This window comes from Actinoplanes flavus, assembly GCF_017592555.1.
Classification (GTDB): domain Bacteria; phylum Actinomycetota; class Actinomycetes; order Mycobacteriales; family Micromonosporaceae; genus Actinoplanes; species Actinoplanes flavus.
On sequence record NZ_JAGFNS010000036.1, the window covers coordinates 18,508 to 45,422 of the forward strand.

Below are 26,915 nucleotides of genomic sequence, written 5' to 3' on the forward strand. Positions count from 1 at the left end.
GTTTCGAGACATTCAAGAGGTCTTTTGCCGTCATTCGAAAAGGCGATTTCTGTTATGTCGGCCGGCTCCACATGGTCGCCGCCCGGGAACAGCTCGCGGAGGCCCTCCGATGGCACGACGACCCATCGCTCGGCGACCGGCCCGACTCCCTCATCCCCGGCCTCATAACAGAAATGTTGCCCCGAGAATGGAAAACGGCGCTGGATATTGACTCCTTGAAATGTCGCCGAACGTTCTGACACCATGCCTGCACGCGTGTGAGCGTTCTCAACCTGACTCATCCCCGCGTCCACCCATGTTGAGGAGTTGACGATGAAGGCCGCATCCCCACGGCGCCGCCGATGGCGTACCGCTCTGGCCGCGATGATCCTGCTCGCCGGCGGCGGAGCCGTCGCGGTGACCGCGTCCCCGGCGTCCGCCGCGACGATCGACACCAGCGCCTCCTACGTGCTGGTCAACCGCAACAGCGGCAAGGCTCTCGACGTCTACAACCTGTCCACCGCCGACGGTGGCCGGATCACCCAGTGGACACGCAACGACCAGGCGCAACAGCAATGGCAGTTCGTCGACTCCGGCAGCGGCTACTACCGGCTCCGGTCGAGGCACTCCGGCAAGGTGCTCGACGTCTCCAACATGTCGACCGCCGACGGCGGTTCGATCGTGCAGTGGACGGACAACAACACGACGAATCAACAGTTCAAGATTGAGGACGTCGACGGCTACATCCAGTTGATCAACCGCAACAGCGGCAAGGCCGTCGAGGTGCAGGGCGCATCGACCGCCGACGGCGCGAACATCGTCCAGTACTCCGACTGGAACGGCGCCAACCAGCAGTGGCAGCTGGTCCGGATCGGCGGCTCCACGTCACCCACCGGCACCTTCACCAACCCCGTGGTGTGGCAGGACTTCGCCGACGGCGACATCATCCGGGTCGGGGACGCCTACTACTGGTCGGCGTCGACCATGCACTACTCGCCGGGCGCGCCGATCCTGCGCTCGTACGACCTGGTGAACTGGGAGTACGCCGGGCACTCGGTGCCGCGACTGGACTTCGACTCGACGGCCTACGACCTGTCCGGCGGCCGGGCGTACGTCAAGGGGATCTGGGCGTCGGCGTTCAACTACCGGCCCAGCAACGGCACCTACTACTGGCTGGGCTGCACCGAGTTCAACCGCACCTACGTCTACACCGCGTCGGCGGTCGACGGCGCCTGGAGCAAGAAGGCCCGGATCAACAACTGCTACTACGACGCCGGGCTGCTGTTCGACAACGACACCCCCTACGTGGCCTACGGCAACGGCACGATCAGTGTCGCGCAACTGTCGGCCGACCTGACCTCCCAGGTGCGGGCGCAGACCGTCTACACCACCCCGTCGACCATCGGCACCCTCGAGGGCGCCCGGATGTACAAGCGCGGCAACTACTACTACATCTGGCTGACCCGTCCGGCGAACGGCCAGTACGTGCTGCGCTCGACCAGCCCGTGGGGCCCGTACGAGCAGCGTCAGGTCCTTCTCGATCTTCCCGGCCCGATCTCCGGCGGCGGCGTCCCGCACCAGGGCGGACTGGTGCAGACCCAGAACGGTGACTGGTGGTACATGGCGTTCACCGACGCCTTCCCCGGCGGCCGGGTGCCGACACTGGCCCCGATCACCTGGAGCAACGACTGGCCGGTACTGACCACGGTCAACGGCCGATGGGGCGCCACCTACCCGAAGCCGAACATCAGCACCACCAGGACCGTGCAACCGATGATCGGCCCGGACACGTTCACCGCCACCACGCTCGGCCACCGCTGGGAATGGAACCACAACCCCGACACCAGCCGGTTCAGCGTCGGCAACGGACTGCGGCTGTCCACCGCGACGGTGACCAACGACCTGTACAACGCCCGCAACACCCTCACCCACCGCATCCAGGGACCGGCCTCCACCGCCACCATCGAGCTCGACTACTCATCGATGGCCAACGGTGACCGCGCCGGCCTCGCCATGCTGCGCGACTCGTCGGCGTGGATCGGCGTCCGCAAGGACAACGGCGTCACCCGCGTGTCGATGACCAACGGCCTGACCATGAACTCGAGCTGGGCCACCACCGGCACCGGCACCGAGGCGGCCGGCGCGACCGTCACCGGGGGCCGCATCTGGCTGCGGGTCACCGCCGACATCCGGCCCGGCTCCGGACGGACCGCCACCTTCTCCTACAGCACGAACGGCACCACGTTCACCACCCTCGGCCCGGCGTTCACGTTGAACAACGCCTGGCAGTTCTTCATGGGCTACCGCTTCGGCATCTTCAACTACGCCACCAGCGCGCTCGGCGGCGCCGTCACCGTCAACCGCTTCGACCTGACGGCACCCTGACCCCGGAGGACCGGTCGCCGAACCGAACCCGGCGGCCGGTCCTCCGGCAGATCACGGCTTGATGCCGCTCACCCCGGCCGGTCCGGCTACCGCGCCGGGGTGAGGAGGCGCTCGCCCTCGGACACGGCCTCGCGGAGCCGGCCGACGAGCTGGTGCAGGCTCTCGTCGAGGTCGGCGCGGTCGCTCGTCGCGGCGACGATCTCGTCGCGCAGCTCGTCGACGTACGGCTGCCAGACGTCGAGGGCGTGCCGGGTGCAGGCGTCGGCGAGCTGTCGCCGTCGGTCGGCCGCCGCCCGGTCCTCGTTCGTACGGGCGCGGTCCGCCCGGTAGTCGTCGAAGATCTTCGCCGCGTACACGACGAGGGGAACCGCGGCCTCGACGGTGCCGAGGTGCCGTCCCAGCCCTTCGGCCGCCTTGGCGGTGCGGGTCTTCTTGCCGGCGAGCGGCCCGGCCGCGTCGGTCATCGCCTTCAGTACGCCGACCAGCATCGGCCCGACCGAATCGACACGTCCGGCGAGGCCCTCGGACGGGGTCGCGGTGCCGCCGGATTCGAGGGTGGCGACCAGGGAGGCGAAGTCGGTCCAGGCGGGGTGGGCGTGGTCGCGCTCGGTGGACTTGCGCACCGACTGCCGCAGCCGCTGGAGGCGCAGCTCGTGCTTCTCGAACCACTCCCCGAGCGCACGCTGGATCTCGGCCTGAATCTCGTCGGCGCCGGAGGCCGGGTTCCCGGCGCGGCGCAGCACCTCCTCGACGAGACCGTCGAGGCCGGCCCGGGCGGCGCGGTCGATGGCGTCGAGTTCGTTCTCCGACGCCCGGCGGCGGTTGCGGCCGCTGGTGGCGACCTCGGCGCGTACCGTGTAGTCGGCCAGCTGCCGGCGCAGTTCGGTCACGGTCTCGTCGAGGACCGCCGTCCAGTAGCGTTGCCCGGCGGCGTGCCGCCATCCGGGCAGGTCCGACGAGGACACCGCGCCGAGAGCGTCGGTCAGGTCCGTCATACCGTCCCAGGCGCGGTAGGCGTCCCAGGTCTCCGGGCCGAGATCGGTGTAGGAGCCGGCCAGTCCGAACGGGTCCGGCGCCACCACGTACACCGGGGTCGAGTCGCCGATCGTCAGCTGCTGTCGCAGTTCAGCGACCTTGCGAGCGGTCAGTTCCCGGTACGCGGCGAGCCCGTACTCCGGGTTCACGCCCGCCTCGTCGAACCGGGAGATCACGATCCACAGCGTTCCCGCGGGCCACTCCCGGGTGATCAGCTGCTGGAGCTGGTCGTGGTCGGCGGTCGCGAGTTGCGGGGTGAGCACGAGCACGCCGACGTCCGTGAGATCGACCGCCGCCAGAGCCTCGCGCGTGTTGTTCTGTGCCCGGATGTCGGACCCGCCGACCGAGAATCCGGGGGTGTCACGGACGATGCACCCGCCGACCTCGACCCCGTTGACCTCGAAGGTCTCGTGCCGCGCGCTGATGGTGAGCCAGGCGGGCGCCGTGCCGCCGGTGTCGGCGATCAGCCGGCGCAGCAGGGAGCTCTTGCCGGTGTCGTAGGACCCGAAGAGGGTCACGACCGGCTTGTCCAACCGCTGGAAGGCGTCCCAGGCGGCGCCGTACTCGCCGGCCAGCGACCCGCCCGGCAGCCGGTCCAGCCAGTCCCGCACCGCATCGATGTCGACCACGGTCACTCGTTCCTCCCCGTTGTGCCCGTCAGTTCGTCCGCGGCCGTGATCAGGGCCCCGGCCGTCCCGGCCCGCGTTCTCGCCGAGTCGATCTCCGCCTGCAGGGACGTCTCGCGGTCGAGGTGTACGCCGAGCAGCGCCTCGAGTTCCCTGATCTGCTGTTCCAGGTACCCGACGGGACCGTCGCCCCGGTCACCGCGCATGATCTGCTCGACGAGCCCGGCGGCCGCCTCGTCGATCTCTCGCAGGGCCGAGTCCTGCTGGTCCTTGTGTTTGCCGTCCTTGTGTTTGTCGTTGGCCATCATCGCCACGTCGGCGGCGGAGGCGACGAGCCCGAGCACGAATCCGGCCCGGGCGACCCGGGCGGCGCCGGTGACCGCGCCCCACGGCTTGAAGGTGTGGCCGAAGTACTTGCCGATGGCGTAGACCGCGTCCCGGGTGCCGAGCGCGTTCACCAGCGGCGCCACGGCGCCCGCGACATTGCCGGCGCCCGAGGTCACGCTCTCGTACCAGGCGTTGCCCTTGGCTTCGAACTCGGCCGCGAGTTCCGGAGCGACCTGGAGTTCGGCGGCGCGCATCTCACGTCCGATCGCGGACATGTGGTCGCTGTACCACTCGTCCAGCCGGTGTGCCGCGTCGGCCAGGTAGCGTTCGAGGTCGGCTTCGAACTCCGGGGCCTTCCACCAGGACTGGACGAGGTCCTCCAGCTTCTTGACGTCCTTGCGTTCGATCTTCACGACCGTGGACTTGGCCGCCACCAGGTGGCGGTCCACCGTGCGGCGGGCGGCCTCACGCAGCGAGTTCTCCAGGATCACGGCGTCCTTCACCGCGGCCCGCACGGTGGCGATCACCGGTTCCGAGCGGCGCATCTCCTTCTCGGCGTCGGCCTGTGCCTGCTCCAGCGCGTGCCGGCGCCGTTTGAGGCCGGTGACGGCCGTGTCGAAGGCGGCCGACGACGACGCGACGGACAGCCGCTCGTCGCCGAGCCCGGAGATGGTGCCTGTCAGCGCTGCCACGCCGTCCCACAGACGGTTCTCGTCGAAGGCGGCGGCCTGCGCCCCGGGAGCGGCTCCGACCAGGCCGAACGGGTCGCCGGAGAGGCAGTGGATCCGATCGGGCCCGATCTCGACGCCGCGGGCGGCGAACGCGGTGCGCAGTTCCTCGCGTTTGCGGTCCTGCAGGTTGAGGAACGCGCCGGGTTCGGCGAGCGGGTTCATGCCGAGTTCGTCGCACCGGTTGATGAGGAACACCATCCGGGCGCCCTTCGCGGCGATCGTCTCCGCGCCGCGCGCCAGATCCTCCAGCATCGCGGTGTCGCCGACCAGCAGGTTGATGTGGACGACGACGAACACCAGCGCGGCCTCGACGATGGCCTCGTACGCGATGGTGTCGTGTTCGCCGTGTCCGCTCTGCAGGCCGGGCGTGTCCACGAGGTCGAACCCGCCGAACGGGTAGCGGGTCGTGGACACGGTCGCGGGCGTGGCCCGGATGTCGATCGCCGCGGGCGCCTCCCGGCCGCTGTCCACCATGATCCGGCGCACCAGCGACGACTTGCCCGAGTTGTAGTCACCGAGGACGACGAAGGCGGGCTTCGCCCCGTCGACGCGCCAGAAGGCTCGTACGATGTCGAACAGCTCCGGGTCGTGCCGGGCGGCTTCCTCGAGGCCGGCCCGCCACGACCGGATGGCCGCCGCCGACGGAGTGTTCCACGCCGTGGCCAGCGCGCGCGTCAGCCGTTCGTGGTCCTGTCGACGGCGCTCGGCGTACCGTTGCCGGAGGGTTTGATCGATCTGCGCCGGCCGGTGCGGATCCGTTGCCGACTCCAGCCAGTCCTCGCCGAGGAACAGGCGGGTCACGTCGGCCGTGGTGGCGCCCATGCGGCGCTGGGCCCGTTGCAGGACGTCGGCCACCGCGGGCGCGGGCGCGATCGCACCGGCGTGGGTGCGCAGGTCGTCGATCAGCCGGCCGATCCGGGCGCGAGCCGTGCGGAGCTCGATCGCGGTACGCAACGTCCCGGCGACCGCGGGACCCAGCAGCGTCCACGCCGCTTTCCGGCTCTCGGCCACGAGCGAGTCCTCGTAACCGCCGAACGTCTCGTCCACCGCACGATGGCCGGCCACGGTGGCCTGGGATCTCGCCTCCCGTGCCCGTTCGGCTTCCTCGTCGCTCATCTTCTTGCCGAAGTACTGCTGGACCTGGCTCACGATCCCGACGCCCACGGCCGTCGCGCCGATCACCCAGCCCACCGGGTTCGACAGCAGGAGCGCGGCGAGCGGCACGGCGGCGGCGCCCAGGCCCAGCGCGATGCCCGACCCTTTGACGACGTCACCCATGACGCCGCTGCCCTCGCCACCGAGGATGGTCGCGGCGTGCGACACCGTCATCGCGTTGCCGGTGGACTCGAAGCCCACCGCGACTTCCAGCTCACGGTGCAGGAACTCCCCGCGGTCGGCCCACACGGCCGCCACCGCGGCGCCGACGGCGTCCTCGTCGAACACCGCCGCGATGAACTCCGACTCCTCGACCGCCCGTTTCTCGGCGAACGCCGTGCGGATCAGCTCGTCCACGCCGGCCTTCGCCTGCCGGCGGCATCCCGCCAGGTGGGAGGCGGTGAGATGCCGGACGAAGCGGTCCAGCGTCCCCTGAGGCGGTGACGTGTACGGGACTCCCCGCGCCACCTCGGACACCCCGGCCAGGTCCGCGCTGAGTGCCGCGTCGTGCAGCCACGCGGCCCGTTCGGCGTCGTCCGGGTAGCCGAGCACGGCGAACAGCGACTCGACGTCACGTTCGAGAGATTCCGCCTCCTGGTCGATCGCGGCCGCCAGATCCTCGAGTTCGCCGATTCCCCGTTGGCATCGCGACCGCACGTCCTGGCGCAGCGCGGCCAGCCGGAGATCGGCGGCGCCCTCCTCGACCAGGTGGGCCATCAGGCGCTCCAGCGTCCCGAAGTTCGACCAGCGTTCGAGGTACTCGATGCCGAAGGTGTCGCGTTCGAAGGCGAGCCCGTCCGCGGCCACCCCGCGGAAGGGGGTGGCGGCGCGGGCGAAAAGGGCCCGCTGGCTGTGGATCGCGACGATCGGCGTCTCCGGCAGCCCGATCTCCACCAGGTGGGTCCGGATGTTGTCGGCGTGCTGCCGCACCTGCTCGGACAGGTTCCGCCGCAGCGGCGGCACCACCCGCGCGGGATGGTGCCACTGCGCGTTGCGGGAGTTGAGGACGGCCACCGCCGGTTTGCCGTAGTCCCTGATCCAGGCGGCGATCTTGGTGAACTCCATCGCCTGCTGGGACTGGGAATCGAAGCACAGCAGCACGACATCGGCGATCTCGACCGCCCGGCGCGCCTTGGCCTCGAGACTCTCGCGGCTCTCGGTGCGTCCCCAGCCGTTGATGCCGGGGGTGTCGTAGAGCCGGCAGTTGCGCCACTCGACGGCCTGCACCTCGGTGGTGCAGTCACTTTCACCAGGAGAGACGTACGACCCGTCGAGTCGGCCGAACACCGACAGCAGGGTGCTCTTGCCGACCCCGGTACGCCCGAAGAACGCGATGTTGAACGACGCGAGCGACTCCCGCTCACGATCCAGGTGGCTTCGCAGGCGCGCCGGGAACGCGGCGGTGAAGTCGTCCAGCCGGGCGACCAGGGCCGATGACCCCGGGCTCCCCCGCTGCCCTTGCGCGAACGCGCGCCCCAGTTCGCCGGCGACCTCGTCCAGACGGGCCAGCTCGGCACGCCCCTGCTCGACGGCCGACCGGACGGCATCCTCGAACGACACCATGTCTGAGGTCAACTCGTCATCACTTTCCGCAGGCGCCCGGTCGTCTGTCGCCGCCGATCCTAGGTCACCGTCCTCCGGCCGCCGCCTCAGCGGGATCGTCGGCCGGCTCCACCGTCCGACCTGCGCCCCGCGTGGCCCCGCGAGGCCCACCTGGCACGCGAAAGCGGATGCCGTGCTCCGGCATCCGCTTCGCGTGTTCAGCCGCGGTGCGGGGCGCCCGCGGCGAGCAGAAGATCTTGCTGCAGGACGTGGTACTGACCCTTCGGGTTCAGCTGCTCGTCGTAGATCAGGGCGGCACCCTCCTGCGGGTCGGAGAACCAGCCGGGCACCCAGGAGTAGGAATCGCCGAACCCCCACGGCGTGAACGAGATGCAGGCACGGACGGCCAGGCACGCCTTCAGCGACCGGGACCAGTAGCTCTCCTGGGCGTACGGGGCGAGCGCGTCCACCGGCACGTTGACGGCCTCCGGCTTGGTCAGCGTACGCACGTCCACCTCGGTCAGCGCCACCTTCTGCCCCAGCGCGGCGAAGCGTTCGAGGTTGCTCAGCAGGTCCGGGTAGCCGTACTGGGTGGACAGGTGACCCTGGAACCCGACCCCGTGGATCGGCACGCGCTGCGCCTTCAGCGACTTCACCAGCTCATACACCGCGTTGCTCTTGGGGCCGGTGAACTCCAGGTTGTAGTCGTTGTAGAAGAGCAGGGCGCGGGGATCGGCCTGGTGCGCCCAGCGGAACGCGTCGGCGATGTAGCCGGTGCCGCCCCAGGCCTTGTACCAGATGGTCTGGCGGGGCTGCCCGTTGTCGTCGAAGGCCTCGTTGACCACGTCCCACTGCCAGATGTCGCCCTTGAAGTGGCGCATCTGAGCGAAGATGTGCTCCTTGAGGGCGGCCTTCACCTCCTCGTTCGAGAGGGTGGTGGTGTAGCCGTCGGTGGACAACCACGCGGGCAGCTGGTTGTGCCAGAGCAGCGTGTGGCCACGCACCAACTGCCGGTTCCTCTTGGCGAACGCGACGAGCTGGTCGGCCTTCTCCCAGGTGTAGGTGCCGCGGACGGCCTCCACTTCGGCCCACTTCATGGCGTTCTCCGCGGTGACGCTGGAGAACTGGTCAGCGGTCAACTGCGTGTACTTCTCGTTGGAGCCCAGCTCGTCCGCGTTCACCGCCGTGCCGATACGCAGGCCCACCCGGGCGGCCAGCGCCCGCAGCGAGTCCGCCGGGTAGGCGGGGGCGGGCGATGGCTTCGCGGCCACCGGGCCGGAGCCCGCGGCGGCGGAACCGGCGAACGCGAGCTGTCCGCCGAATAGTGCGGTAGCTGTGGCGACAGCGAGGGGAAGCCATGGACGGCGCACGGGGACTCCTTTTTACCGGGGATGTCGGGGACGTTCGAAAGTTTCGGAATAACTCCGGAAGTAACGAACGGAATCTATGCCTGTCATCGCGGGCGGTCAAGGGCCGCCGCCGCCCCGCGCACCCGGACCGTCGCACCGGCGCCGTCTGCGTCACCCACAGTGGATGGCGGAATCTTTCGAGCCTCGTTGCTCTCCCACTGAGCTACGTCGACAGGTGAACTGGTCCACGCTGGGGGCGCAGGACTCGACCCTGCACGACCGAGGTCAAAGCTCGACGGCCTGCCGTTAGCCGAACCCACAGAGCGCCGGGACCAGGGTGGTGCCACGTACACCCGAACGGATTCAAACCGTCGACCACCGGCCTGCCGAAGAACCGGTGCGCTACCTGCTGCGCCACACGCAGGTCGCGATGACACTGCACCGGGCCTCGCACCGACCTGCTCGGGTCGGGGTCGGCGACTTAGCGGAATCCGCCGAACACCCGCTCCTCGTTCGAACGATGGTGGAGGCTGCGGCGGTGTTCTACTATCCCCCTGATCGCCCACAGTAGAGGAAGATCATTTTGACTGACGTGCCCGAGACGCCGACCACTTCCACCTCCGCCGTCGTGCTCGGTCGCTTCGAGAAGGTAATCGCCGTCGTCCTCATCGCCCTATTCGTGATATTCATCGGCGTGCTGGTCGTGTTGCGCGATTCCGAGCACTGGGACCGCCTGGTGTACCTGTTCGGCGGCCTCGAGGCACTGGTGTTCTCCGCGGCCGGCGCGCTCTTCGGTAACGGCATCCAGCGAGCACAGACCGTCCAGGCGCAGGAGACGGCCGTGCGCGAGCGCGAACGGGCTGACGCCAACGAGTCCGGGGCGCAGCATGGCGAGGCTCTCGCCGCCCTGGTCCGGGCGAAACGCGAAGCCGCCGAATCGGCCGCCGAAGGACGCGGCGCCCGTCCCGGCATGGCCGCGGAGAGCAGCGAGGCACGGTCGCTGGCCGAACTCGGCCGGGTGGCGGACGAGTGGTTCCCGCCGACCAGGTGACGGCACCACCCGGCGCGCCATCGCTGCTGGCCATCCGGATCAGCGTCGGCGAGACCGGCGACCGGTACCAAGCTGAACTACTCACCGGCGCTGGTGACCGGTTGGCTGCCGGCACGTTCGACCTGCTGCTTCCGAACTTCGGCGACGGCTCGCCAGAACCCGCCGAGCAGCAGATTCGGGAGGCGGTGCTCGGCGCCTACACACCCGGCCCGGGTCGGATCGCCATGATCGGGACATACCTGGCCGAACTGCTGAACACCGCCGGGATCGGTGCGGCCTGGCATGAGGCCCGCAAGGCGCTTCCAGCCGCGCTCACCGTGCTCGACATCCGCGTGGCGGAGTTGGCCCGGCTGCCATGGGAGTTGCTGACCGACGCCGGTGTGCCGGTTGCCATGACGAAACCGGGACTGGTTCGCGGCCGGTTCCCGCTCACTGTCGCGCCCGGCCCGGCTCCGACCCCGATCCGGGTTCTGATCCTGGTCGGCTCGGCCAAGCGCGATCTGTCCGCCGAGAGCGAGGTCGCCGCCATCCAACGTGCGCTCGCTTGCCGGCCCTGGCAGGCACACGCCGAGGTACTCGTCGAGCCGTCGGTCACCGAGTTCTACAACCGGGTCGAGGAACTTCGCCCGGACGTCCTGCATTTCATCGGGCACGGTCGGTGCGCTCCGGGCAGGGGCGAACCGGTGCTTGATCTCACCGACGCGGACACCGGCGAGGCCTGGAGCCTGTCGGCCGCCGACATTCGGTCCGGCTCGCTGCGCTGGATGCCGCGGGTACTGGTGCTCAACGCCTGCCGAACGGCAGAGCTGAGCGACCAGGCTGGTGTCTGGAGCATCGCCGACGCCGCCATGGAGGCCGGGGCACTCGCCGTGGTGTGCATGCAGGGCTTGGTCGACTCGCAATTGGCCGTCCGTTTCTCCGACGAGTTCTACCGGGAGTTGAATGCCGGCTCCCGGGTGGATCAGGCGGTGGCGCAGGCTCGTTCGATCATCGGCCGGGGCCCGGCCCGCGAGCGGCGGGATTGGGGACTGCCGGTACTGCACCTGGGTGCCCCGCCGGCCGAGGTGCTGCCGATCGACTGCCCACTCACCGACGCCGACCGGCAGCGGCTGACCGTCGTCCCGGAGTTCGTCGACGCCCGCCGACTCGTCGACCGGGACGTGCAACGCCGGAACATGTGGCTCACCGACGGCGTCGGCCGGGGATTGGTCGCGGTCTCAGGTGCCGCGAAGATGGGGCGTACCCGGTTGGTCCACGCCGCGCTGCTGACCTGCGCTGGACAGGGACACCACGTCCGCTACACCGATCTCGGCGAGGCCCGGCGGTTGACCTGGGTCGAGGCGCTCTACGCGATCCGGGACGGTCTGCCGGCCTCCGGCTCAGCGCTGCGCGATCCGCTGCCGGCGCCGGCGTTCGCCGACTTCAACCGCGAGATCGTACGGCTCGCCGCTGGCCAGGAGCCACAGCCAGGCGACCCGACGCCGGCCGAGCCCCCAAGGCCGCCGTTCACCGCCGCGACCGAGTATGCCCCCGCCTTCGCCCAGCGGATCGCCGACCGATTCCTCCAAGCGCTAGGCCGGGTGGCGGCGGACCGGCCGTTGACCATTGCGATCGATCACATCGGCGGCGTCCATCAGGGCGGGGTGGTGGCCGAACAGGTAGCCAGCCACCTGAGCCCACTACTGTTGCGCCCGGCCGCGCGCGGCGATCTCGGCTCGGTCCGGCTGATTCTGGTCCTACGCGATGAAGAACGCGATCTTCTCACCCCGGACGTGCAGACCCTCATGTATGAGGTCAGGGTCCCGGGCTTCGACCGCCGCCTCTACCCGTTCCTACAGCGTGAGCACTTCGCCCGCGCCGGGCACGCTGACGACACGTGGCACCGGTACGAGCCTCTCGTAGAGGTGGCTCAGGTCGGCCTGATCGAGGAGGACTGGGGTCCGCACTGGTTCACCTGGTTCGACCAGGCCGTCAAGGGGGGTGCACGATGACCGACGCTTACCTGGACGATCTGATCCGGCGGCTCACCTCGGGTGAGGATCCCGGCCGGATCCAGCGCTCGCTGCTCACCCGCGAGGTTCGCGAGACGCTGCGGCGGTGCGCCGTCGCCCGCACCTTCGACCGTGCCGTCCACGATCAGGTGCTGTGCTCGCCCGGCGGTCCGGACGTCGCCACCATGCTTCGAGACGGTTACGCCGAACCGATTCCCGGCCCGGGGTCACTGTTCCGGCTCGGTTCCGACGTACGTCAGGAGTGGCTCGAGGACTGGCCACCCAGTGTCGACGGCCGCGTGCCGGAGGGCATCGTCGCGCTCAGCGGGCGGCTCGCCGACGCGTACGCGGAACGCGGCGACGGGGTTGAGGAGCTGTATCACCGCGCACTGTCCGATCCCGGCGGGGCGGCCGCGCTCTTCACCCGCCTGTTCGCCGATGCCGACGCGCGGTTCGACCTCGCCGCTTGCCAGGACGTGCTGGACACGGTGAGCGAACCCGGCCGCCTGGCCTGGCTCGATCCCGTACTGACCGGCCTGCGCGCTGACCGGCACGCCTACCTGCGGGCGCGCTCGTTTTGGTCCACCGAATGGTTGCAGTCCGCCCGCTACCTGCAGCGCCCGTCCGTCGACCGACACCTCGAGCGGTTGATCGCGGACGACCGGTCCCGCGCTTTGCAGTTGCACGCCCGCGGTGGCAGTGGCAAGACCATGCTGCTGCGCTGGTTCATCGCCCGCCGCTGCGTGCCCGAGCCCGCTCGCATCCCGTGCGCCCGGATCGACTTCGACCTGGTCGCTGTCGCGGTCGCCGGCCGCCGCCCGTGGCTGTTGCTGCTCGAGCTTGCCGACCAGCTCAACCGGCAGATGCCGGACGCACCCTTCCAGGAACTGCTCAACGACCGGGGGGTGCTGCGCGCCCTGCTCGACCTCCGGCCGTCCCGTGCCGTGCTCAGCGCCGGCGGGCAACTGGACACGGAGCCGGAGCGTGTCGCAGAGGAGGTCGTCGACCGGTTCGCACGCACGCTGGCCGAGACCGCCGGGCAGCGGCCGGTTCTGCTGGCCTTCGACACCTTCGAGCGCGTGCTGCTGGATCGTGAGGGCGAACCGGCGGCGATCCTACGTCTGCTCGACCAGATAAGGCGCCGTTGCCCTTCGGTCCGATTGCTCCTGGCCGGCCGCTACGACCTGCGTGACCGGGTATCCGACCTGCGAAAGATCCTTCCCCGGTTGCGCACCGCCACGGTCAAGCGGTTCTCCCGGCCGGAGGCGGCGCGTTACCTGCGCGAACGGCGAGGCATCAACGACCGGGCACTGGTCAGCGCGATGGTCTCCAAGAGCAACGGCGACCCGTTCGTGCTCGCCCTGCTCGCCGACCTCGCCCGAGATCGGGCCGGCCTGAGACCCGAGGAGATTCTCGCGTACGACGATCCGCAGGCCCTGTACCTGGTCGAACGTATCATCTCCCGGGTGGACGACCCAGCGGTGCGCTGGCTTCTGCGCTACGGGGTCGTCCCGCGCCGGCTCAGCTACGGATTCGTGGCGGAGGTGATGGCCCCGTTCCTACGGCAGGGCATGTCCGGCACGTCGACCGTCGACGACCCGGAGACCGACCGACTCCCCGAACGCGGGCCGGAGGCGCTGTTCCCGAAGGATGTCCTGGCCGATCCGCAAGCGCCTCTGAACCTGGAGGCGGTGTGGCAGCGGCTGTTGCAGTACGCCGCCCGGGCGTCCTGGGTCTCGCTGCAGCCCGATGATCCCGGCGTCGTAGTCTTCCACCCCGACCTGGTTACCCCGATGCGCCGGGTGCTACGCCGTCACCCGGTCTACCTGCGGCTGCATACCGCAGCGGCCGAGTACTGCCTGTTGCAGAGCGACCGCCCGGGCGCGAACCGCCTGCCGTGGCTGCTGGACATGATCTACCACTGCTTCCAATCCGGTTCCCGTGATGCGGCGCAGTCTTGGCGTACGGCACTGGCCACCGCCGAAGAACGCTTCGGACTCGATGCCCGGGCGCGGGTTGCCGAGGAGCTTCTCGGCCCGGAGTACGTGGACGAGCGCGGCGATCCATTGCCCTTCGACGCGCAACGGGTGATCGTCGGCTGGGACATCCTGATCGAATCGCACCTCGAGCGGGGACGGGTGGCGATCAATCAGGCCAGATCTGTTCCAGCTGGGCTTCTGCGCATGTATGTCGAGCGTGGCCTCGCCGCAATACGTGAGGCCGATCGCATCAGGCGGGAACACGACGGACTGAACCTGTATGCGCCTGAGTTGGCCGTGGTCACCTCGCTTGCTGAGGGACTTCTCGCTCCTGCGACCGCCCTTGGTGATCGCGTCACGGAACCGGTCAGCGGCGCGGATCCGGTATCCGGGTTCGCCGGTACGGAGCTACTCGCCGATGAGGTGCGCGATACCGATCCGGGCCGGGCTTCGGTGCTCTATTCCGCGATCGTCGGCTACCTGAACGACGCGAATCCGGTAGCGGCGGTCCGTGTTCGTCACAAATCGATCCGGACGCTGGCCGATCGAGGGCGGTTCCAACTGGCGCTCCATGAATCGGAGGGGCTGCCACGCCCTGATCTCGACACCGAAGCCGGCGCCCTCACGTTACTCGATCAAGGCCGCGTCTGGCTGCGAGCCGGTGAGCCGGCCGGGCTGCTCGCCTTGGTCGAACGTTTACCGGCCGAGCATGCCGCAACACCGTCGGCGGCCGCGGCGCGTGATTGGTGCGTCGCCGCGGTCAAGATGGCGCAGAACGAGCCGTTCGCGACCCTACGGATCTGCGAGCGGGCGCTCGTCCGGCTGGCCTCGACCTCCACCGGCGATCTCCCGCGGCTGCGCCTGGAACTCATGGAATTGCACGCCCTTTCCCACGCCGCCGTCCTGCAAATCGCCGAGGCACTCGGCGAACTCGAGGACGTCACCGCGGGCTGGCGTGACCTGGGCGAGCCGGAACGCTCCTGGATGGCGGCTGGCGCCCCGGCCGATTTCGACCTGCGCGGCAACCAGACTCTACGGGGGCAGGCCGACCATCTGGCCACGGGAGCCGAGCGGAACCGGGGCGAAGGCTGGTTCCGGTCCTCGTTGAGCGCATTGCGCTTCGCGGTCACCCGGAACGAATCCTTCACCGTGGATGCCATGTTCGGGCATCTGGTCGAGCAACTCGGTCCGGACGCGGCGCCGCACCGACTGGTGCAGCTCGCCCTGGTGATGCTGCCGACCGGGACGGAAGACGCCGTAACGATGCTGATCGACAACCTGCAGCGAATCGATTCGGTGCCGGCCCGGCTGATGCTGCTGACCCCACTGCGGTGGTGTAGGCGCATCTCCCTCACCGCCGAGCAGCACGCCGCTCTCATCGAGTTGGTCGGTCCGCAGCCAACCCTCGACCGGCCGGAGGCACTGCTGTCGTGGGCGGAGATCACCCGGCTACTCGGCGACCATGCCGCCGCCACCAGCGCGATCCACTTGGCCACCACCTCTTGGCTGCACTACTTCACCCCGGCCCACGACCACCGGGACCGGCACTTCTGGCGCTGGCTGCTGCTGGACGCCGCCGAACGCCTCGGCCACCCCGAACTGCCAATCCCGCCTCCTGTCGGTGAGAACGCCCTGCATTTCGCCGACCGAGCGAGCGAAACTCCGGTCCTCGCCGCAGCCACCCTCATTCTGGCGGCGCTACGCACCCCGGCCGATCCACAGGCCGTCCACTGGCTGGACCGCGGTGACGAGTTGCTCGGTGAGGGCGGCGCCGGCGGCTCTCAGTGGGAGGTCTACCTTCTGCTCGGTCAGGCACTCGCCGCTCTGGAAACGAACCAGGGCCGGGCACGTGTCTACCTCGATCATGCCCGGCAGAACTGGGAACGCATCCGGCCGACCGAGCCCCTGCCGTACCTGGACAGGTTCGACTCGATCGCGACTTCATCACCAGCCGAGCCGCCGTTCCTCGACATCGGTGCGGTGTTGCCGGATTGGTCGCACAGTCAGATCGTCTGCCGCGCGGAGACGGTTGGCAGCGGTTTCCTCGTCACGGTCACCAGTAAACGGGAACCGGTCCGGCGCAACACTGTGCAGTCTCCCCTTGCTCGCCCCTCCTCCCCGTCGCTGACGGCCCGCATCGAGATGCTCGTCTCCGAGCTGTTGAAATCACCCGGTGACCGCGCGCCGCTACTCAACAGCTTGTTCCGTCCCTTCCGCAAGTCGGCGTACCACGCCCCCGTGGCGATCGCGCCGACCTCGACGATCCTCGGCGCAGTGCCGTGGGAATTCATGTCGGGCACCGAACTGCGCGCGCCCGGGGAGCATCCGTTCACCCGGGTGTCGACCCAGGAGCTGATCCACCGGCACACGGTGACCGTACTTCAGCAGGGCCTGCACGCCGCGCTGGAGGTTCCGCTCGCCGTCGACGGATTGTTCGGCCCAGCGACCCAGCAGGCCGTGGAGAGATTCCTGCTCCAGGGTGGCATGGGCACGACATTCGACGCGCATGCCTGGAACCGTCTGACCGACACGGTGGCCGGCCACGCCACCGGCCGGCCCGAGGTGCTGGTCGTGCTGCCGGGCACGGAGAGCACCTTGTCCCATGGCCGCGGCGGGCTTCGCGAAGGTGTCGATCTCGCCGACCTCTACCGCCGACAGGGCTTCGTCGTCCGGGAGGCGGTCAACCCGGTGCCCAGCATATTGAACCGGCACATTCGGGAGATGTCGCGCGGTAGACGTCTGGCGGTGGTGCACATCGCGGGTGGGTTCGGTGCCCAGCACAACGAGGTCTATGTCGAATTCGCCTCTCAACGTGAGGTGTCCGGCATGAGCAAGCGGCCCGGTGAAGGAACGTCCACGACGTTGACGAGCGGGGCGCTGGATCGGGCGATCGCCTCCCTCGCTGCGGAACTGCCGCGCCCGCTGATCATCCTGGATCCGGGGCGGCCGCGGAGCTCAGGTGAGGCGATGCGGCAACTGGTGCTGCGCAACGCCTTCGCCCACCGATTGCTCGAATTCGGGAATATTCCGGTATTGCTCGCGATCGGCCTCGACCGGCGGGATCTGGCCGACCGCCGCGTGCGTATCGCTCAGGCCTTAGCCCAAGGGCGAACGGCAGACGAGGTGGTACGCGCGATTGTGGGCGAGGATCACGGAACGGACCAGATCGCCCGAGGTGCCGCGATCTTCACTCATCTGCCGCCGTATGCGCTGCCACGCTGGCGGGTCCGATGAACTCGGCCGTCGGCGAGCGCAAGCTGGCAGAGCTCACCGCCAAGATCGCCGGCCTGCGTGAGGAGTTCACGCACTGGCGATCCGAGAGCTCCGCCGGCCGTCCGCTCGAGAAACACTACAGCCAGATCGAGCGGATCACGGCCCGTCTGGATACGTTCACGGAGCTGCTCATACGGGATCTGACAGACGAGAACATTCTCACCCGGTGGCAAGGCATCGAGCTGAGCTTGCTCGACGTCCATCACCTCTGGGACTTCTTTCGCGGCAAGTTTGCCGCTCGCTACGTGCCCTGGTTGCGGGACGTCCTGGTGGTCGGCGACGAACTGGTCTGGGCCTGCTACGCCCCGGCTCAGGCCGCCGCCGCCCGGTCCGGCCAAATGGATCCGAACTCCGTTCGTGAGCCGCCGCTGACCTACTTTGGCAATGACGCCACCCCGCTCGCAATCTCGCGGCACTCGTCCTACCGGGCCAGTCTGTACACCGATGAGCTGGCCGGTGAGCTACGTTCCCTGCCGGTTCCGGTCACCGCCGTTCCCTGGCATCAGGGCGCCCACGTGCCCGACGTGCTGATGCTCACGCATGAGGCCGGCCATCACGTCGAGGACGATTTCGGTCTCACGCCGCACCTTACCGCCGCCGTGGCCACGTCCGGCATCCCACCGACCCGCCTGACGTTCTGGCAGGACCGCCTCGGGGAGGTGTTCGCGGACATCTACGGGGTACTCAGCGCCGGTGCCGGCTACGTCACAGCGCTCGCCGACTTCCTCGCCGCGCCACCACCCGTGGTCGCCGGGCAGCGGGCCCACGCCCGCTATCCGACCACGCACCTGCGCGTCCAGCTGGCGCTGGCCACTCTCGCCGCGACCTGTCCCACCGATTCGCGAGCCACGGTCCTTGACGAGGCATGGCAGACCACTCATCCCGACCACGACTATGCAGCCTACGACGCGGACGTCCCTAGGGTTGTGGAGTCAGTGTTGTCCTACCCGTACCCCGCCTTTGGCGAGCTCAGGCTTCCGGCAGTCCTGTCGTTCGCCTCGCTGTCCCGTGAGACGGACATCGACGCGGCCCAGCTACTCGATGGGCGCCGACCCCTAAGCGGCGACCCTCGCGCCCTGCTCGCCGCCGCCAGCTTGGCCTTCTATGACGATCCGGCTGGCTACCGTAAACATTCCGTGGCCGCCCGGACCACCGATCGAGTCCGCGCGGTGCAGGCGCAGGGCACACGGTTCCGCAGCCGGTCCACTTCGCAGCCGACCCTGGCGGCCGCCGACCGGGCTGCAGGGGCGTCCTTGTACGAACGGCTGACCGACCGTCATCGGCTCCGGTGAGGCGCGTTCAGGCGCGGAATCCGCCGCACGTGATCGAGCCTCTCATGAGCCCGGACTGCTGAGCCCGGCGAAATACCGCTCCAGCACGTCGAGACCGCCGCTGCGGGTTGGTTCGCCACCTCCAGCTCGAGCCAGCTCAGCCAGTAGGCGGTGGTTGGGCCGGAGGAACTCCGGCGGCTCGGCTTCCCGTCGCTGACGGTCCCACCAGCGCTGGAACATCGCCTCGTCGCCGATCCCGAGTGTGTGCAGCCGCACCCCCAGCGAGCGGTGCAGATCGGCCGTCAGTAGAACCGGATCCGCCGCGGCAGGGATCACCTCACCCGTTGTTCGAGCCTCGTGGGGTCGCCAATCAGTGCCGTCGCTTACCAGCACCATCAAAGAATCGTTACCGGGTACGCCATACCGGTGCAGCAGGTCAGCCGCTCGGTACAGTGCCTTACCCAGGTCGGTGCCCTTTTCCTGGCAGCGCAGGAGCGCGACCGCCTCGCGAAGGTCCTTGCCATCCCCGAGATCGGCCATCGTGCCTGTCCCTGGGAAGACCACCTCGAACTCCGTGGTGAAGGCGGCAAGCGCGAACCGGCCGGGCAGGCGCGAGACATCCCTGAGGGCTCGTTGCAAGGCCTCCATTCGGGTTAGGTAGCGCTGGCCTTCCTCATCGGGGATGTCATCGCAGGCCATCGAGCCGCTGCAATCGGCGAGCACGACGATGTCCACTCCGCGGTCCCCCGTCGGCCAGCTCACGGGCGCTCCACCCGAATCTCCACACCCAACTCCGCGGACAGACCACGAAGAGTGCTTCCGCCTGGTCCGAGTAATCGCCCAAGCAGCGCTTGCGGCATCCGTACGAAAAGGAGATCGGCGCGGTGCTGAAAGGCCGACAAGCGGACGGACTCGGCGAGGTCGTGGTGGCCCCGGTCGCGCATTGCTTGACGCAGCCGGGTGATGTGTTTTTCGCCGGCTGCCTCAGCATGGTGCAACTCGGCGATGTCGGCGGCACGCTGTGCGGAGTCCTGGCCGATCAGGCGCCGCATTCGTTGCTCCAGTGGGCTGTCACCGAGCGAACTCGCCAAACCCGTGTAGAGATCGTCGGCCGAGCATGGGTCGAGCAGTTGCCCACGCACGTTCACGAAAGTGGCCCGCAACGCGCCGAGCGAGGGCAGGCGGGCGCCTCCGGGACGACCCGCAGTGCCGGCAACGATCTGGAAAACCAACTGATGCGTGGTGAGCGTCTGCAGGCGGGCGCCGTGCTCGGGGCACAGGCCCAGGCCGCGCTGATGCGGGCCGAAGATCTGCCAACGCCACGCGTGCCCAGGACAGGCACGCCGGGCGCATGCCCGCAGACCGGTGCCGGCCACGAACTCGCAGGCGATGATGGCGGTGATCGCGCAATCCGCGGTGACACAGGCGGGGAAGACCTCGTCGTGGCAGTCCAGGCAGTAGCCCGCCGCCAGGCCACCCGGATGGGCGCGCCGATGACGCCCACAGTGCGCCACAGCACCATCACAGAGCGGGCCCGGACAGAAGAAGATGGCTGGCTCGCCGCACCGGCAATACGACACGCGGCCTCCCCGAATATCTATCAGGCGCCGGTCCACAGTACTCACATCGGCGCGGCCGGGTTGTCAACTCTAGTAGGACTCGCGAGTTCGATCCCGACGGGTCGCCTCGCACGTCGACCGTCATCTATTACGGCGGTGTTCACCGTGGGCGACAATAGCGACCACGTCCGGCTCAGCCGTCGAGCCCAGCAGGCAGGAGTGCGCGAGGCGACGACGGCGACGCGGTGCGCGTCGACGGGGTCGGTGTTCGTTCGAACGCCCGACCAGGGGCAGGAACGCGCTACGCCGTCAGTGTCCTTGTGACGGCTGCCTGATACGAGATGGAGTGTGCTGTGAGTGGTGAAGCAGAGCATGATGAGCCTGCTCGTCCCGGTGCGCAATCTGGCGCTCGTGGGCTGGTTCGAGAATACGTAGGGAAGAAGATCGTAGATAATCAGTCGGTGCTTGACTTTCGAGTCTTCGCGACGTCACTTGACGAGGCGCACGCCAAGGCTGTCGAACAGTACGGGATAGGCAGCTACTCCATCTGGAACAGGCAGGACGCGGGCAGACGCCGGTGACGTGGGAGACACTGGCAGGCAGCGTCGAACCACTACCCCTCAATCCCAGGATCAGAAGATCGGGTCTCCGGCGATCAGCCGGGCCCAGAGGTTGGCGGCGATCGAGATCTCCTCCCGCAGGTCGGGGTCGAGGCCGTCGCGTACCTGCGGCACCAGATCGGCAACCGTGCGTGGCGCGCCGCCCTCCCGCAGCACGAACTCCCGCCGGGCCCGGTCATACAGCGCGACCACCGGCCCGCGCACGTGCGCCAGCAGGGCGTCCGGGCCGGTCGGCGACTCGATCTGGTGGCCGGCCACCTCGAACAGGCCTTCGGTCACCCCGCCGAACAGCCACTCGTCGACCTCCACCACCCCGTCGACGACCAGCACGGCGTCGCCGAGGACCAGCCGGCGGGCGCGAAGCGTGCCGCGCACCACGTAGATGGCGTGCACGTCGGTGCCGAGATCGAGGGTGCCGGCGACGGTCAGGCCGCCGCCGAACACAGCCGTCTCCAACTCGTCGCGCTCCTCGCAGCGGGCCTCCGCGTCGAACCCGTCGACGGTGACCGGCGCTTCGTACAGCTCGACCCCGTCGGTGTGCCCGGAGAACCAGGAGTCGCCGGTCAGTTCGTCTGCCTGTGGCGCCGAGATCTTCATCGCAGTGAAGCCTAGTGCCACACGTCGGCGACGGCCCCCGAGCACGCTCTGTCCGTCTCGCGGCGGCCGTCGACGACGTCGGCCGGCGCCCGGCGATAACGTCTGACGATTTGGTCGCCTGAACCGCCGATCTCGGGGGTCGCGGGGCTGTTCTAAGGTTCCGCGGGTGACTCCCGTACTGGAAATATCGGGGCTGCGGAAGACCTATCGCAGCCGCAAGGGCGCGCGTAACGCGCTCGACGGTTTCGACATGGTCGTCGAGGCCGGGCAGGTGCACGGCTTCCTCGGCCCGAACGGCTCGGGCAAGACCACCACCTTGCGTACGCTGCTCGGCCTCATTCAGCCCGACGGCGGCCATATGACGCTGCTCGGCCGGGAGGTGCCCCGGCACCTGCCGGAGGTCGCCGGCCGGGTCGGCGCCATCGTGGAGAGCCCGCAGTTCTTCGGCCGTTTCACCGCCGAGACCACCCTGTCGCTGCTCGCCGACGCCGGCGGCGTGGACCGCGGCCGGGTGCCCGAGGTGCTCGACCTGGTGGGCCTGCGGGACCGTGCCAAGGAGAAGGTCAAGACCTACTCCCTCGGCATGAAGCAGCGCCTGGCGGTGGCGTCCGCCCTGCTCAAGAAGCCGACGCTGCTGATCCTGGACGAGCCGGCCAACGGTCTCGACCCGGGCGGCATCCGGGAGATGCGCACCCTGATGCGGGATCTGTCCGCGTCCGGGATGACGGTGCTGCTGTCCAGCCACATCCTGGCCGAGATTCAGCTGATCTGCGACTCGGTGACGATCATCTCGGCCGGCCGGCGGATCACCGCCGGATCGGTCGCCGAGGTGCTCGCGCGGCACGACTCCGGCGCCGTCCGGGTACGCCTGGAGCCGGACACCGACCAGGAGGAGGCGGCACGGATCCTGCGGGAAGCCGGCGCTCAGGTCACCGTGGAGACCGCCGGCCAACTGACCGTCCGGGACGTCACCGGCCCGGCACAGATCACCCGGCTGCTGGCGCAGCGTGAGATCTACCTGTGCGAGCTGACACCGATCGCCGCCGACCTGGAGGACGTGTTCCTCGAACTGACCGGGACCACACCGGTCGAGGGTCACCACCGGCAGGTGGACGAGAACGCGCTCGCCGCGAGTCAGGATGGGTGGGGTCGATGAGCCTGGTTCGTGCGGAGACCCGGCGGCTGTTCCGGCGCCGCCTCACCTCGGTGCTGTTGATCGGCGTGGTGCTGGTGCTGGCCGCTTTCGCCGCCGGCACGTTCGCCAGCAATCAGAAGGCCACCCCGGCCCAGGTCGCCGCGGCGAAGCAGGAGGCCATGCGGCAGTACCAGCAGGCGGCGGCCGACGCCGGGGTGCAGAAGCTGCGGTGCCAGGCCGCGGCCCCGGGCTCGGCGGAGGCGGCGGACTTCCCACCGAACTGCGCCGACATCTACACCCCGCGGCCGAGTGAGTTCGACTACGCCTGGTTCCTGCCGGAGACCTTCGACCTGCGCCACGAGTTCCCCGAGATGATCGCCCTGTTCGCGCTGCTGATGGCCGCGGCGGCGTACCTGATCGGGGCGACGTTCGTGGGCGCGGAATGGCACTCCGGGGCGATGATGAACCTGCTGCTCTGGCGGCCTCAGCGGCTGGTGGTGCTCGGCACCAAACTGGGCGTCTTCCTCGGCTGGCTGGCCGGTGCCACGGTACTGCTGGGTGCGGCGTGGGCGGGAACGTTCCGGCTGATCGCCGAGTTCCGCGGGGACACGGGAGGGATGACCTCCGGTGTCTGGCAGTCGTTCGGCCTGATGGGGCTGCGGGGCCTGGGCCTGGTTCTGGCGGCCGGCGCGATCGGGTTCGCGCTGGCGTCGCTGGGCCGGCACACCGGTATGGCGCTGGGCGCGCTGATCGGTCTCACGGCGGTGCAGATCGGCGTCTACGTGCTGGCCGGTTTCAGCGGGCTCCAGTTCCCGGAGGCGTACCTCGTACCGTTGTGGGGTTATGTCTGGTTGTATCAGCGGGAGGTCCTGGAGGACTGGTCCTGCGACGGCGTGACGACCGGCGGGGGCTGCATGCCCGAGACCTTCACGATGACGTGGCAGATGGCCGGTGTGGGCTCGGCTGTCGTGCTGGCCGTCGTGGTGGGCGCGGCGATGTGGGCGATGCGGGTCCGCGACGTCAACTGAGACTCGGCGGTGCCGCGAGCGGACCTTCCCGGTCCGCTCGCGGTCGCGGTCATCGCGGTACAGCCCCGGGGTTCACCGGAAAGTCCACGTCTTCTCCCCCGCCGCGGTTGAGACACGCCTGGTCACGTTCCGGGACCTTCCCCGCCGACGCATAGACGAATATCTTTCCGATATGAAGCGTGCCGCCACCCTGTTCCTCGTCCTCGCCCTGGTGCTGATCGGAGCGCCGGGCCCGGCGTACGCCGCCGACGGCTCCTACCGTTCGCTGACCACCGCCGCCAATCCGGACTGGATGAGCGCCATCCCCGACACGACCAGCCTGGCCCGGCTGTCGATCCCGGGCACCCACGAGTCCCTGGCGATCCGGGGTGGCGCATGGACCCAGGCCCAGGAGAACCACGGCGACAGCGCCGCCACGCTGACCGCCCAGCTCCAGGCCGGGATTCGCATGATCGACGTACGCGGCCGGGTGAACAGCGGCGACACGCTCACCATCCATCACGGCGCCGCGTACCAGAACGCGAATTTCACCGACGTGGTGAACCGGCTCGCCGATTTCCTCGCGGCGCATCCGCGGGAGACCGTGCTGCCGCGGCTCAAGCAGGAGTGCACCGGGCAGACCGGGTCCTGCACCGACGCCACCGGCCAGGCGCCGTTCGCCGACATCGTCGACGGCTACATCAGCCGGCGGCCCGGCCTGTTCTGGACGCCGTCGGTGACCCGTTCGGCCGCGGCGGCGATGCCCACCCTCGCAGCGGTCCGCGGCAAGGTGGTGCTGGTGGTGCTCAACGGGGCGTACGGCGGACGGCTGCACCAGTACGGGCTGGCGCAGTTCGCCGACTGGAAGGACGGCTCGTCCACCTACGTGCAGGACGAGTACAACGTGCCCAATATCGGCGCCATCGCCACCAAACGCGACCGGGTCCGCCGTTTCCTCGACGCGACCAGTGCGGCGGACGCCTCGAGGATGTACGTCAACTTCGCCAGCGGCGCCAGCGTCTTCGCCACGCCCGAGGCTGTCGCCGGTGGCGCTCTCGGTGTGCAGGGCGTGAACCCGTTCCTGCTGACGTACCTGAACGAGGGGCCCGAGGTGCACACCCCGGTGACCCGCACCGGCGTACTCATGCTCGATTTTCCCGGCGGCGCCCTCATCAACAAGATCATCTCCATCAACTGAGGACGGTCGTTCATCGATGCTTGCTTATCCGGGTACGCCTGCCGTAGAACAGGCGGATGGCGTACCCGGATGATCCCGTGCTCCAGCCGGACGTGCCGCATGCGGCACGAATCTGGAACTACTGGATGGGAGGCAAGGACAACTTCGCCGCCGACCGCGCCGCCGGCGACGCGGTCGAACAGGTGTATCCCGAGATCGTGCTGATGGCGAAGCAGTCACGCCGGTTCCTCATCCGCGTCGTCCGGCACCTGGCCGCCGAGGCCGGGATCCGGCAGTTCCTCGACATCGGCACAGGGCTGCCGACCATGCAGAACACGCACGAGGTCGCCCAGGCCGTCGCACCGGATTCCCGCGTCGTCTATGTGGACGCCCGCGGTCGTCGAAGGCGCCGAGCGGCTGGCGCAGAACGGCGGCGTACCGTACATCCTGCGTTCTCCTGAGCAGATCGGCGGCCTCTTCGACGGGCTGGAGGTCGTGGAGCCCGGCCTTGTCCAGATCACCGAGTGGCGTCCGGAAAGCGCCGTCGAGTGGCTCGACGCGTACGGGGCGGTGGCCCGCAAGCCCTGATCAGGATTCTCGGACCGTGGTGACGAAGCGGTGCACCTCGGTGCGCAGCACTTCGGCCAGTTGGGACAGGCCGGCGTTGGTGCCGTGCCCACCGTCGACCGCGGAGGTGATCCCGCTGACCAGGTGGTGCATCTCGCGGAGATTGGCGGTGACCGCCTCCAGGACGTCGACCGCGCCACCGGCCGCGGCCTGTACCGCGGTGACCTGCTCGACGATGTCGTCCGACGCGGTGGCGGTCTCACCGGCGAGGGTCTTCACCTCGCTGGCCACGATGCTGAAGCCGCGGCCGGCGTCCCCGGCGCGGGCGGCCTCGATGGTGGCGTTGAGCGCCAGCAGCTTCGTCTGCGCCGCGACCTGGGTGATCAGGTGCACGGCGCGGCGGATCTCGTTCGAGGCCTGGTGAAGGGAGCCCACCGTGGCGCGTCCGCGTTCGGCGTCGTTGACCGCCCCGGTGGCGAATTCCGCCAGTCCATGGGCCGACGCGCCCATCTCGGTGGCGGCCGTGGCGACCTGTTCGCTGACCGTCAGCACGGCCGATTCGAGCTGGTCCGCCAGCGCATGACGGGCGCGGTCCGCGGCGGCCAGCCGCTGCGCGTCAGCGCTCATCCCCTCCACGGCGGTGTTGATGATCGTGACGCTGTTCGCGTAGGCGCCGGGCATGCCGCGCGGCAGGAACCGGCGGTGGAACCGTCCTTCGGCGGACGCTTTCAGGGCGGCGCCGGACTCACGGACGAACGCGTCGGTCACGTCGAGCAGCCGGTTGATCTCCCGGCGGGCCGCGGCCGCCTCCGGGCTGTCCCCCAGCTGCGGCACCCGGGCCTCCAGGTCGCCGTCGGCGGCCCGGGCGACGACCTCGGCCAGGACGGCCAGCGCCTGCGTCTCCGCCGGCACCGGCGCCGTTTCGGACTTGCGGCGGCTCATGTGCCGGCTCCTTCGTTGGTGAGTTCCCACACGTACTCGTCGTAGGTCTGGCCGCGCTCGGCCAGCAGGTCCTGCAACAACCGGCTGGACGCGGCCAGACCGGCCGGCCCGCCGAGTCGCCGTTCCTCGGCGCGCAGGCGCTCGTACAGCGCCGCGGCGGCCTTGACCGCGGCCGGGGCCGGCAGCCTTCGGGACGAGTGGTAGCCCACGATCCGGCCACCCGCGTCGTAGGAGGGGGTGACATGGGCCAGAACCCAGTAGGCGGCGCCGTCGCTGGCGAGGTTCACCACGTACGCGAAGATCTCCTGGCCGGTGGCGAGCGTGTCCCACAGCAGTTTGAAGATCGCCTTGGGCATGTCCGGATGCCGGATGAGGTTGTGCGGCTGGCCGATCGCCTCGTCCTCGGCGAAGACCGAGACCCGCAGGAAGACGTCGTTGGCGTACGTCAGCCGGCCCTTGAGATCCGTCTTCGTCACGATCAGCTCGTGCGCGCCGAAGGTACGCATCTCACCGGTCGGCCGGGGCGCTGTCTCCCGCACGGTCTCTCCCTCCGCGAACCTCACTTCCTCCCTGTTGATCGGAAGGTGCACGGCATCGGAGGAGCGGCCACTTCGCCC

The 26,915-nt window shown here is 69.3% G+C and carries 16 protein-coding genes and 1 pseudogene; 9 read left to right on the plus strand and 8 right to left on the minus strand.

Features of this window, described 5'->3' with window-relative positions:
- Positions 1 to 312 precede the first annotated feature (312 nt).
- Positions 313 to 2,364 carry a family 43 glycosylhydrolase gene (locus tag J5X75_RS37615; protein ID WP_372451012.1) on the plus strand — a complete coding sequence of 684 codons (2,052 nt, stop codon included), beginning with the start codon at positions 313 to 315 and terminating at the stop codon, positions 2,362 to 2,364.
- Positions 2,365 to 2,450: 86 nt separating this feature from the next.
- Here the strand turns inward: J5X75_RS37615 and J5X75_RS37620 are convergent, their stop codons facing one another.
- From J5X75_RS37620 to J5X75_RS37630, 3 genes are all read right to left on the minus strand, one after another.
- On the minus strand, positions 2,451 to 4,034 hold the full coding sequence (locus J5X75_RS37620) for a GTPase domain-containing protein (RefSeq protein WP_208472437.1): 1,584 nt from the start codon (positions 4,032 to 4,034) through the stop codon (positions 2,451 to 2,453).
- On the minus strand, positions 4,031 to 7,813 hold the full coding sequence (locus J5X75_RS37625) for a GTPase (protein ID WP_208472446.1): 3,783 nt from the start codon (positions 7,811 to 7,813) through the stop codon (positions 4,031 to 4,033). Before J5X75_RS37625 ends, J5X75_RS37620 begins: the two co-directional genes overlap by 4 nt.
- A 185-nt stretch (positions 7,814 to 7,998) precedes the next feature.
- Positions 7,999 to 9,150 carry an endo-1,4-beta-xylanase gene (locus tag J5X75_RS37630; RefSeq protein ID WP_208472448.1) on the minus strand — a complete coding sequence of 384 codons (1,152 nt, stop codon included), beginning with the start codon at positions 9,148 to 9,150 and terminating at the stop codon, positions 7,999 to 8,001.
- Positions 9,151 to 9,712: 562 nt separating this feature from the next.
- On the opposite strand from J5X75_RS37630, the gene J5X75_RS37635 reads away from it, so the two are divergent.
- From J5X75_RS37635 to J5X75_RS37650, 4 genes are read left to right on the plus strand one after another with little or no spacing between them, the layout of a single operon-like run.
- Positions 9,713 to 10,180, plus strand: a complete 468-nt coding sequence (locus J5X75_RS37635) for a hypothetical protein (protein WP_208472450.1) — start codon at positions 9,713 to 9,715, stop codon at positions 10,178 to 10,180.
- The gene (locus J5X75_RS37640) at positions 10,159 to 12,171 is read left to right on the plus strand and encodes a CHAT domain-containing protein (protein WP_208472452.1); all 2,013 of its coding nucleotides are present in this window, start codon (positions 10,159 to 10,161) and stop codon (positions 12,169 to 12,171) included. The genes J5X75_RS37635 and J5X75_RS37640 overlap by 22 nt, the downstream gene beginning before the upstream one ends.
- Positions 12,168 to 17,384 carry a hypothetical protein gene (locus J5X75_RS37645; protein WP_208472455.1) on the plus strand — a complete coding sequence of 1,739 codons (5,217 nt, stop codon included), beginning with the start codon at positions 12,168 to 12,170 and terminating at the stop codon, positions 17,382 to 17,384. The genes J5X75_RS37640 and J5X75_RS37645 overlap by 4 nt, the downstream gene beginning before the upstream one ends.
- Positions 17,381 to 18,715: a hypothetical protein gene (locus J5X75_RS37650; RefSeq protein WP_208472457.1), complete on the plus strand. Its 1,335-nt coding sequence runs from the start codon at positions 17,381 to 17,383 to the stop codon at positions 18,713 to 18,715. Before J5X75_RS37645 ends, J5X75_RS37650 begins: the two co-directional genes overlap by 4 nt.
- A 42-nt stretch (positions 18,716 to 18,757) precedes the next feature.
- On the opposite strand, the gene J5X75_RS37655 is transcribed toward J5X75_RS37650, so the two are convergent.
- The 3 genes from J5X75_RS37655 to J5X75_RS37665 all read right to left on the minus strand — a co-directional run bounded on the left by J5X75_RS37655 (position 18,758) and on the right by J5X75_RS37665 (position 21,470).
- Entirely contained in the window at positions 18,758 to 19,429 is a 672-nt protein-coding gene (locus J5X75_RS37655; RefSeq protein WP_208472458.1) for a vWA domain-containing protein, read from the minus strand.
- A gap of 23 nt (positions 19,430 to 19,452) precedes the next feature.
- Entirely contained in the window at positions 19,453 to 20,310 is an 858-nt protein-coding gene (locus J5X75_RS37660; protein ID WP_208472459.1) for a hypothetical protein, read from the minus strand.
- Between the two features lie 575 nt (positions 20,311 to 20,885).
- Positions 20,886 to 21,470, minus strand: coding sequence for a hypothetical protein (locus J5X75_RS37665; protein ID WP_208472461.1), 585 nt, complete (start codon positions 21,468 to 21,470; stop codon positions 20,886 to 20,888).
- A 166-nt stretch (positions 21,471 to 21,636) separates the two neighbouring features.
- Here J5X75_RS37665 and J5X75_RS37670 point away from each other — a divergent pair, with 166 nt between their 5' ends.
- The 4 genes and pseudogenes from J5X75_RS37670 to J5X75_RS37685 all read left to right on the plus strand — a co-directional run bounded on the left by J5X75_RS37670 (position 21,637) and on the right by J5X75_RS37685 (position 25,377).
- Positions 21,637 to 22,626: an ATP-binding cassette domain-containing protein gene (locus tag J5X75_RS37670; RefSeq protein WP_208472463.1), complete on the plus strand. Its 990-nt coding sequence runs from the start codon at positions 21,637 to 21,639 to the stop codon at positions 22,624 to 22,626.
- Positions 22,623 to 23,633, plus strand: a complete 1,011-nt coding sequence (locus tag J5X75_RS37675) for an ABC transporter permease subunit (protein ID WP_208472465.1) — start codon at positions 22,623 to 22,625, stop codon at positions 23,631 to 23,633. Before J5X75_RS37670 ends, J5X75_RS37675 begins: the two co-directional genes overlap by 4 nt.
- A gap of 172 nt (positions 23,634 to 23,805) precedes the next feature.
- Positions 23,806 to 24,810: a phosphatidylinositol-specific phospholipase C gene (locus J5X75_RS37680; RefSeq protein ID WP_208472467.1), complete on the plus strand. Its 1,005-nt coding sequence runs from the start codon at positions 23,806 to 23,808 to the stop codon at positions 24,808 to 24,810.
- Positions 24,811 to 24,866: 56 nt separating this feature from the next.
- Positions 24,867 to 25,377: pseudogene (locus J5X75_RS37685) on the plus strand (SAM-dependent methyltransferase).
- On the opposite strand, the gene J5X75_RS37690 reads toward J5X75_RS37685, so the two are convergent.
- Positions 25,378 to 26,298 (minus strand): methyl-accepting chemotaxis protein, encoded by a 921-nt coding sequence (locus J5X75_RS37690; RefSeq protein WP_208472469.1) that lies wholly within the window; start codon positions 26,296 to 26,298, stop codon positions 25,378 to 25,380.
- On the minus strand, positions 26,295 to 26,837 hold the full coding sequence (locus J5X75_RS37695) for a PAS domain-containing protein (protein WP_208472470.1): 543 nt from the start codon (positions 26,835 to 26,837) through the stop codon (positions 26,295 to 26,297). The genes J5X75_RS37690 and J5X75_RS37695 overlap by 4 nt, the downstream gene beginning before the upstream one ends.
- Between the last annotated feature and the right edge of the window lie 78 nt (positions 26,838 to 26,915).

Bases quoted from the DNA above. Each gene is read 5' to 3' on its own strand.
- J5X75_RS37615 (WP_372451012.1), top strand. From the start codon at position 313: ATGAAGGCCGCATCCCCACGGCGCCGCCGATGGCGTACCGCTCTGGCC.
- J5X75_RS37645 (WP_208472455.1), top strand. From the start codon at position 12,168: ATGACCGACGCTTACCTGGACGATCTGATCCGGCGGCTCACCTCGGGT.
- J5X75_RS37650 (WP_208472457.1), top strand. From the start codon at position 17,381: ATGAACTCGGCCGTCGGCGAGCGCAAGCTGGCAGAGCTCACCGCCAAG.
- J5X75_RS37665 (WP_208472461.1), bottom strand. From the start codon at position 21,470: ATGAAGATCTCGGCGCCACAGGCAGACGAACTGACCGGCGACTCCTGG.
- J5X75_RS37675 (WP_208472465.1), top strand. From the start codon at position 22,623: ATGAGCCTGGTTCGTGCGGAGACCCGGCGGCTGTTCCGGCGCCGCCTC.
- J5X75_RS37680 (WP_208472467.1), top strand. From the start codon at position 23,806: ATGAAGCGTGCCGCCACCCTGTTCCTCGTCCTCGCCCTGGTGCTGATC.
- J5X75_RS37690 (WP_208472469.1), bottom strand. From the start codon at position 26,298: ATGAGCCGCCGCAAGTCCGAAACGGCGCCGGTGCCGGCGGAGACGCAG.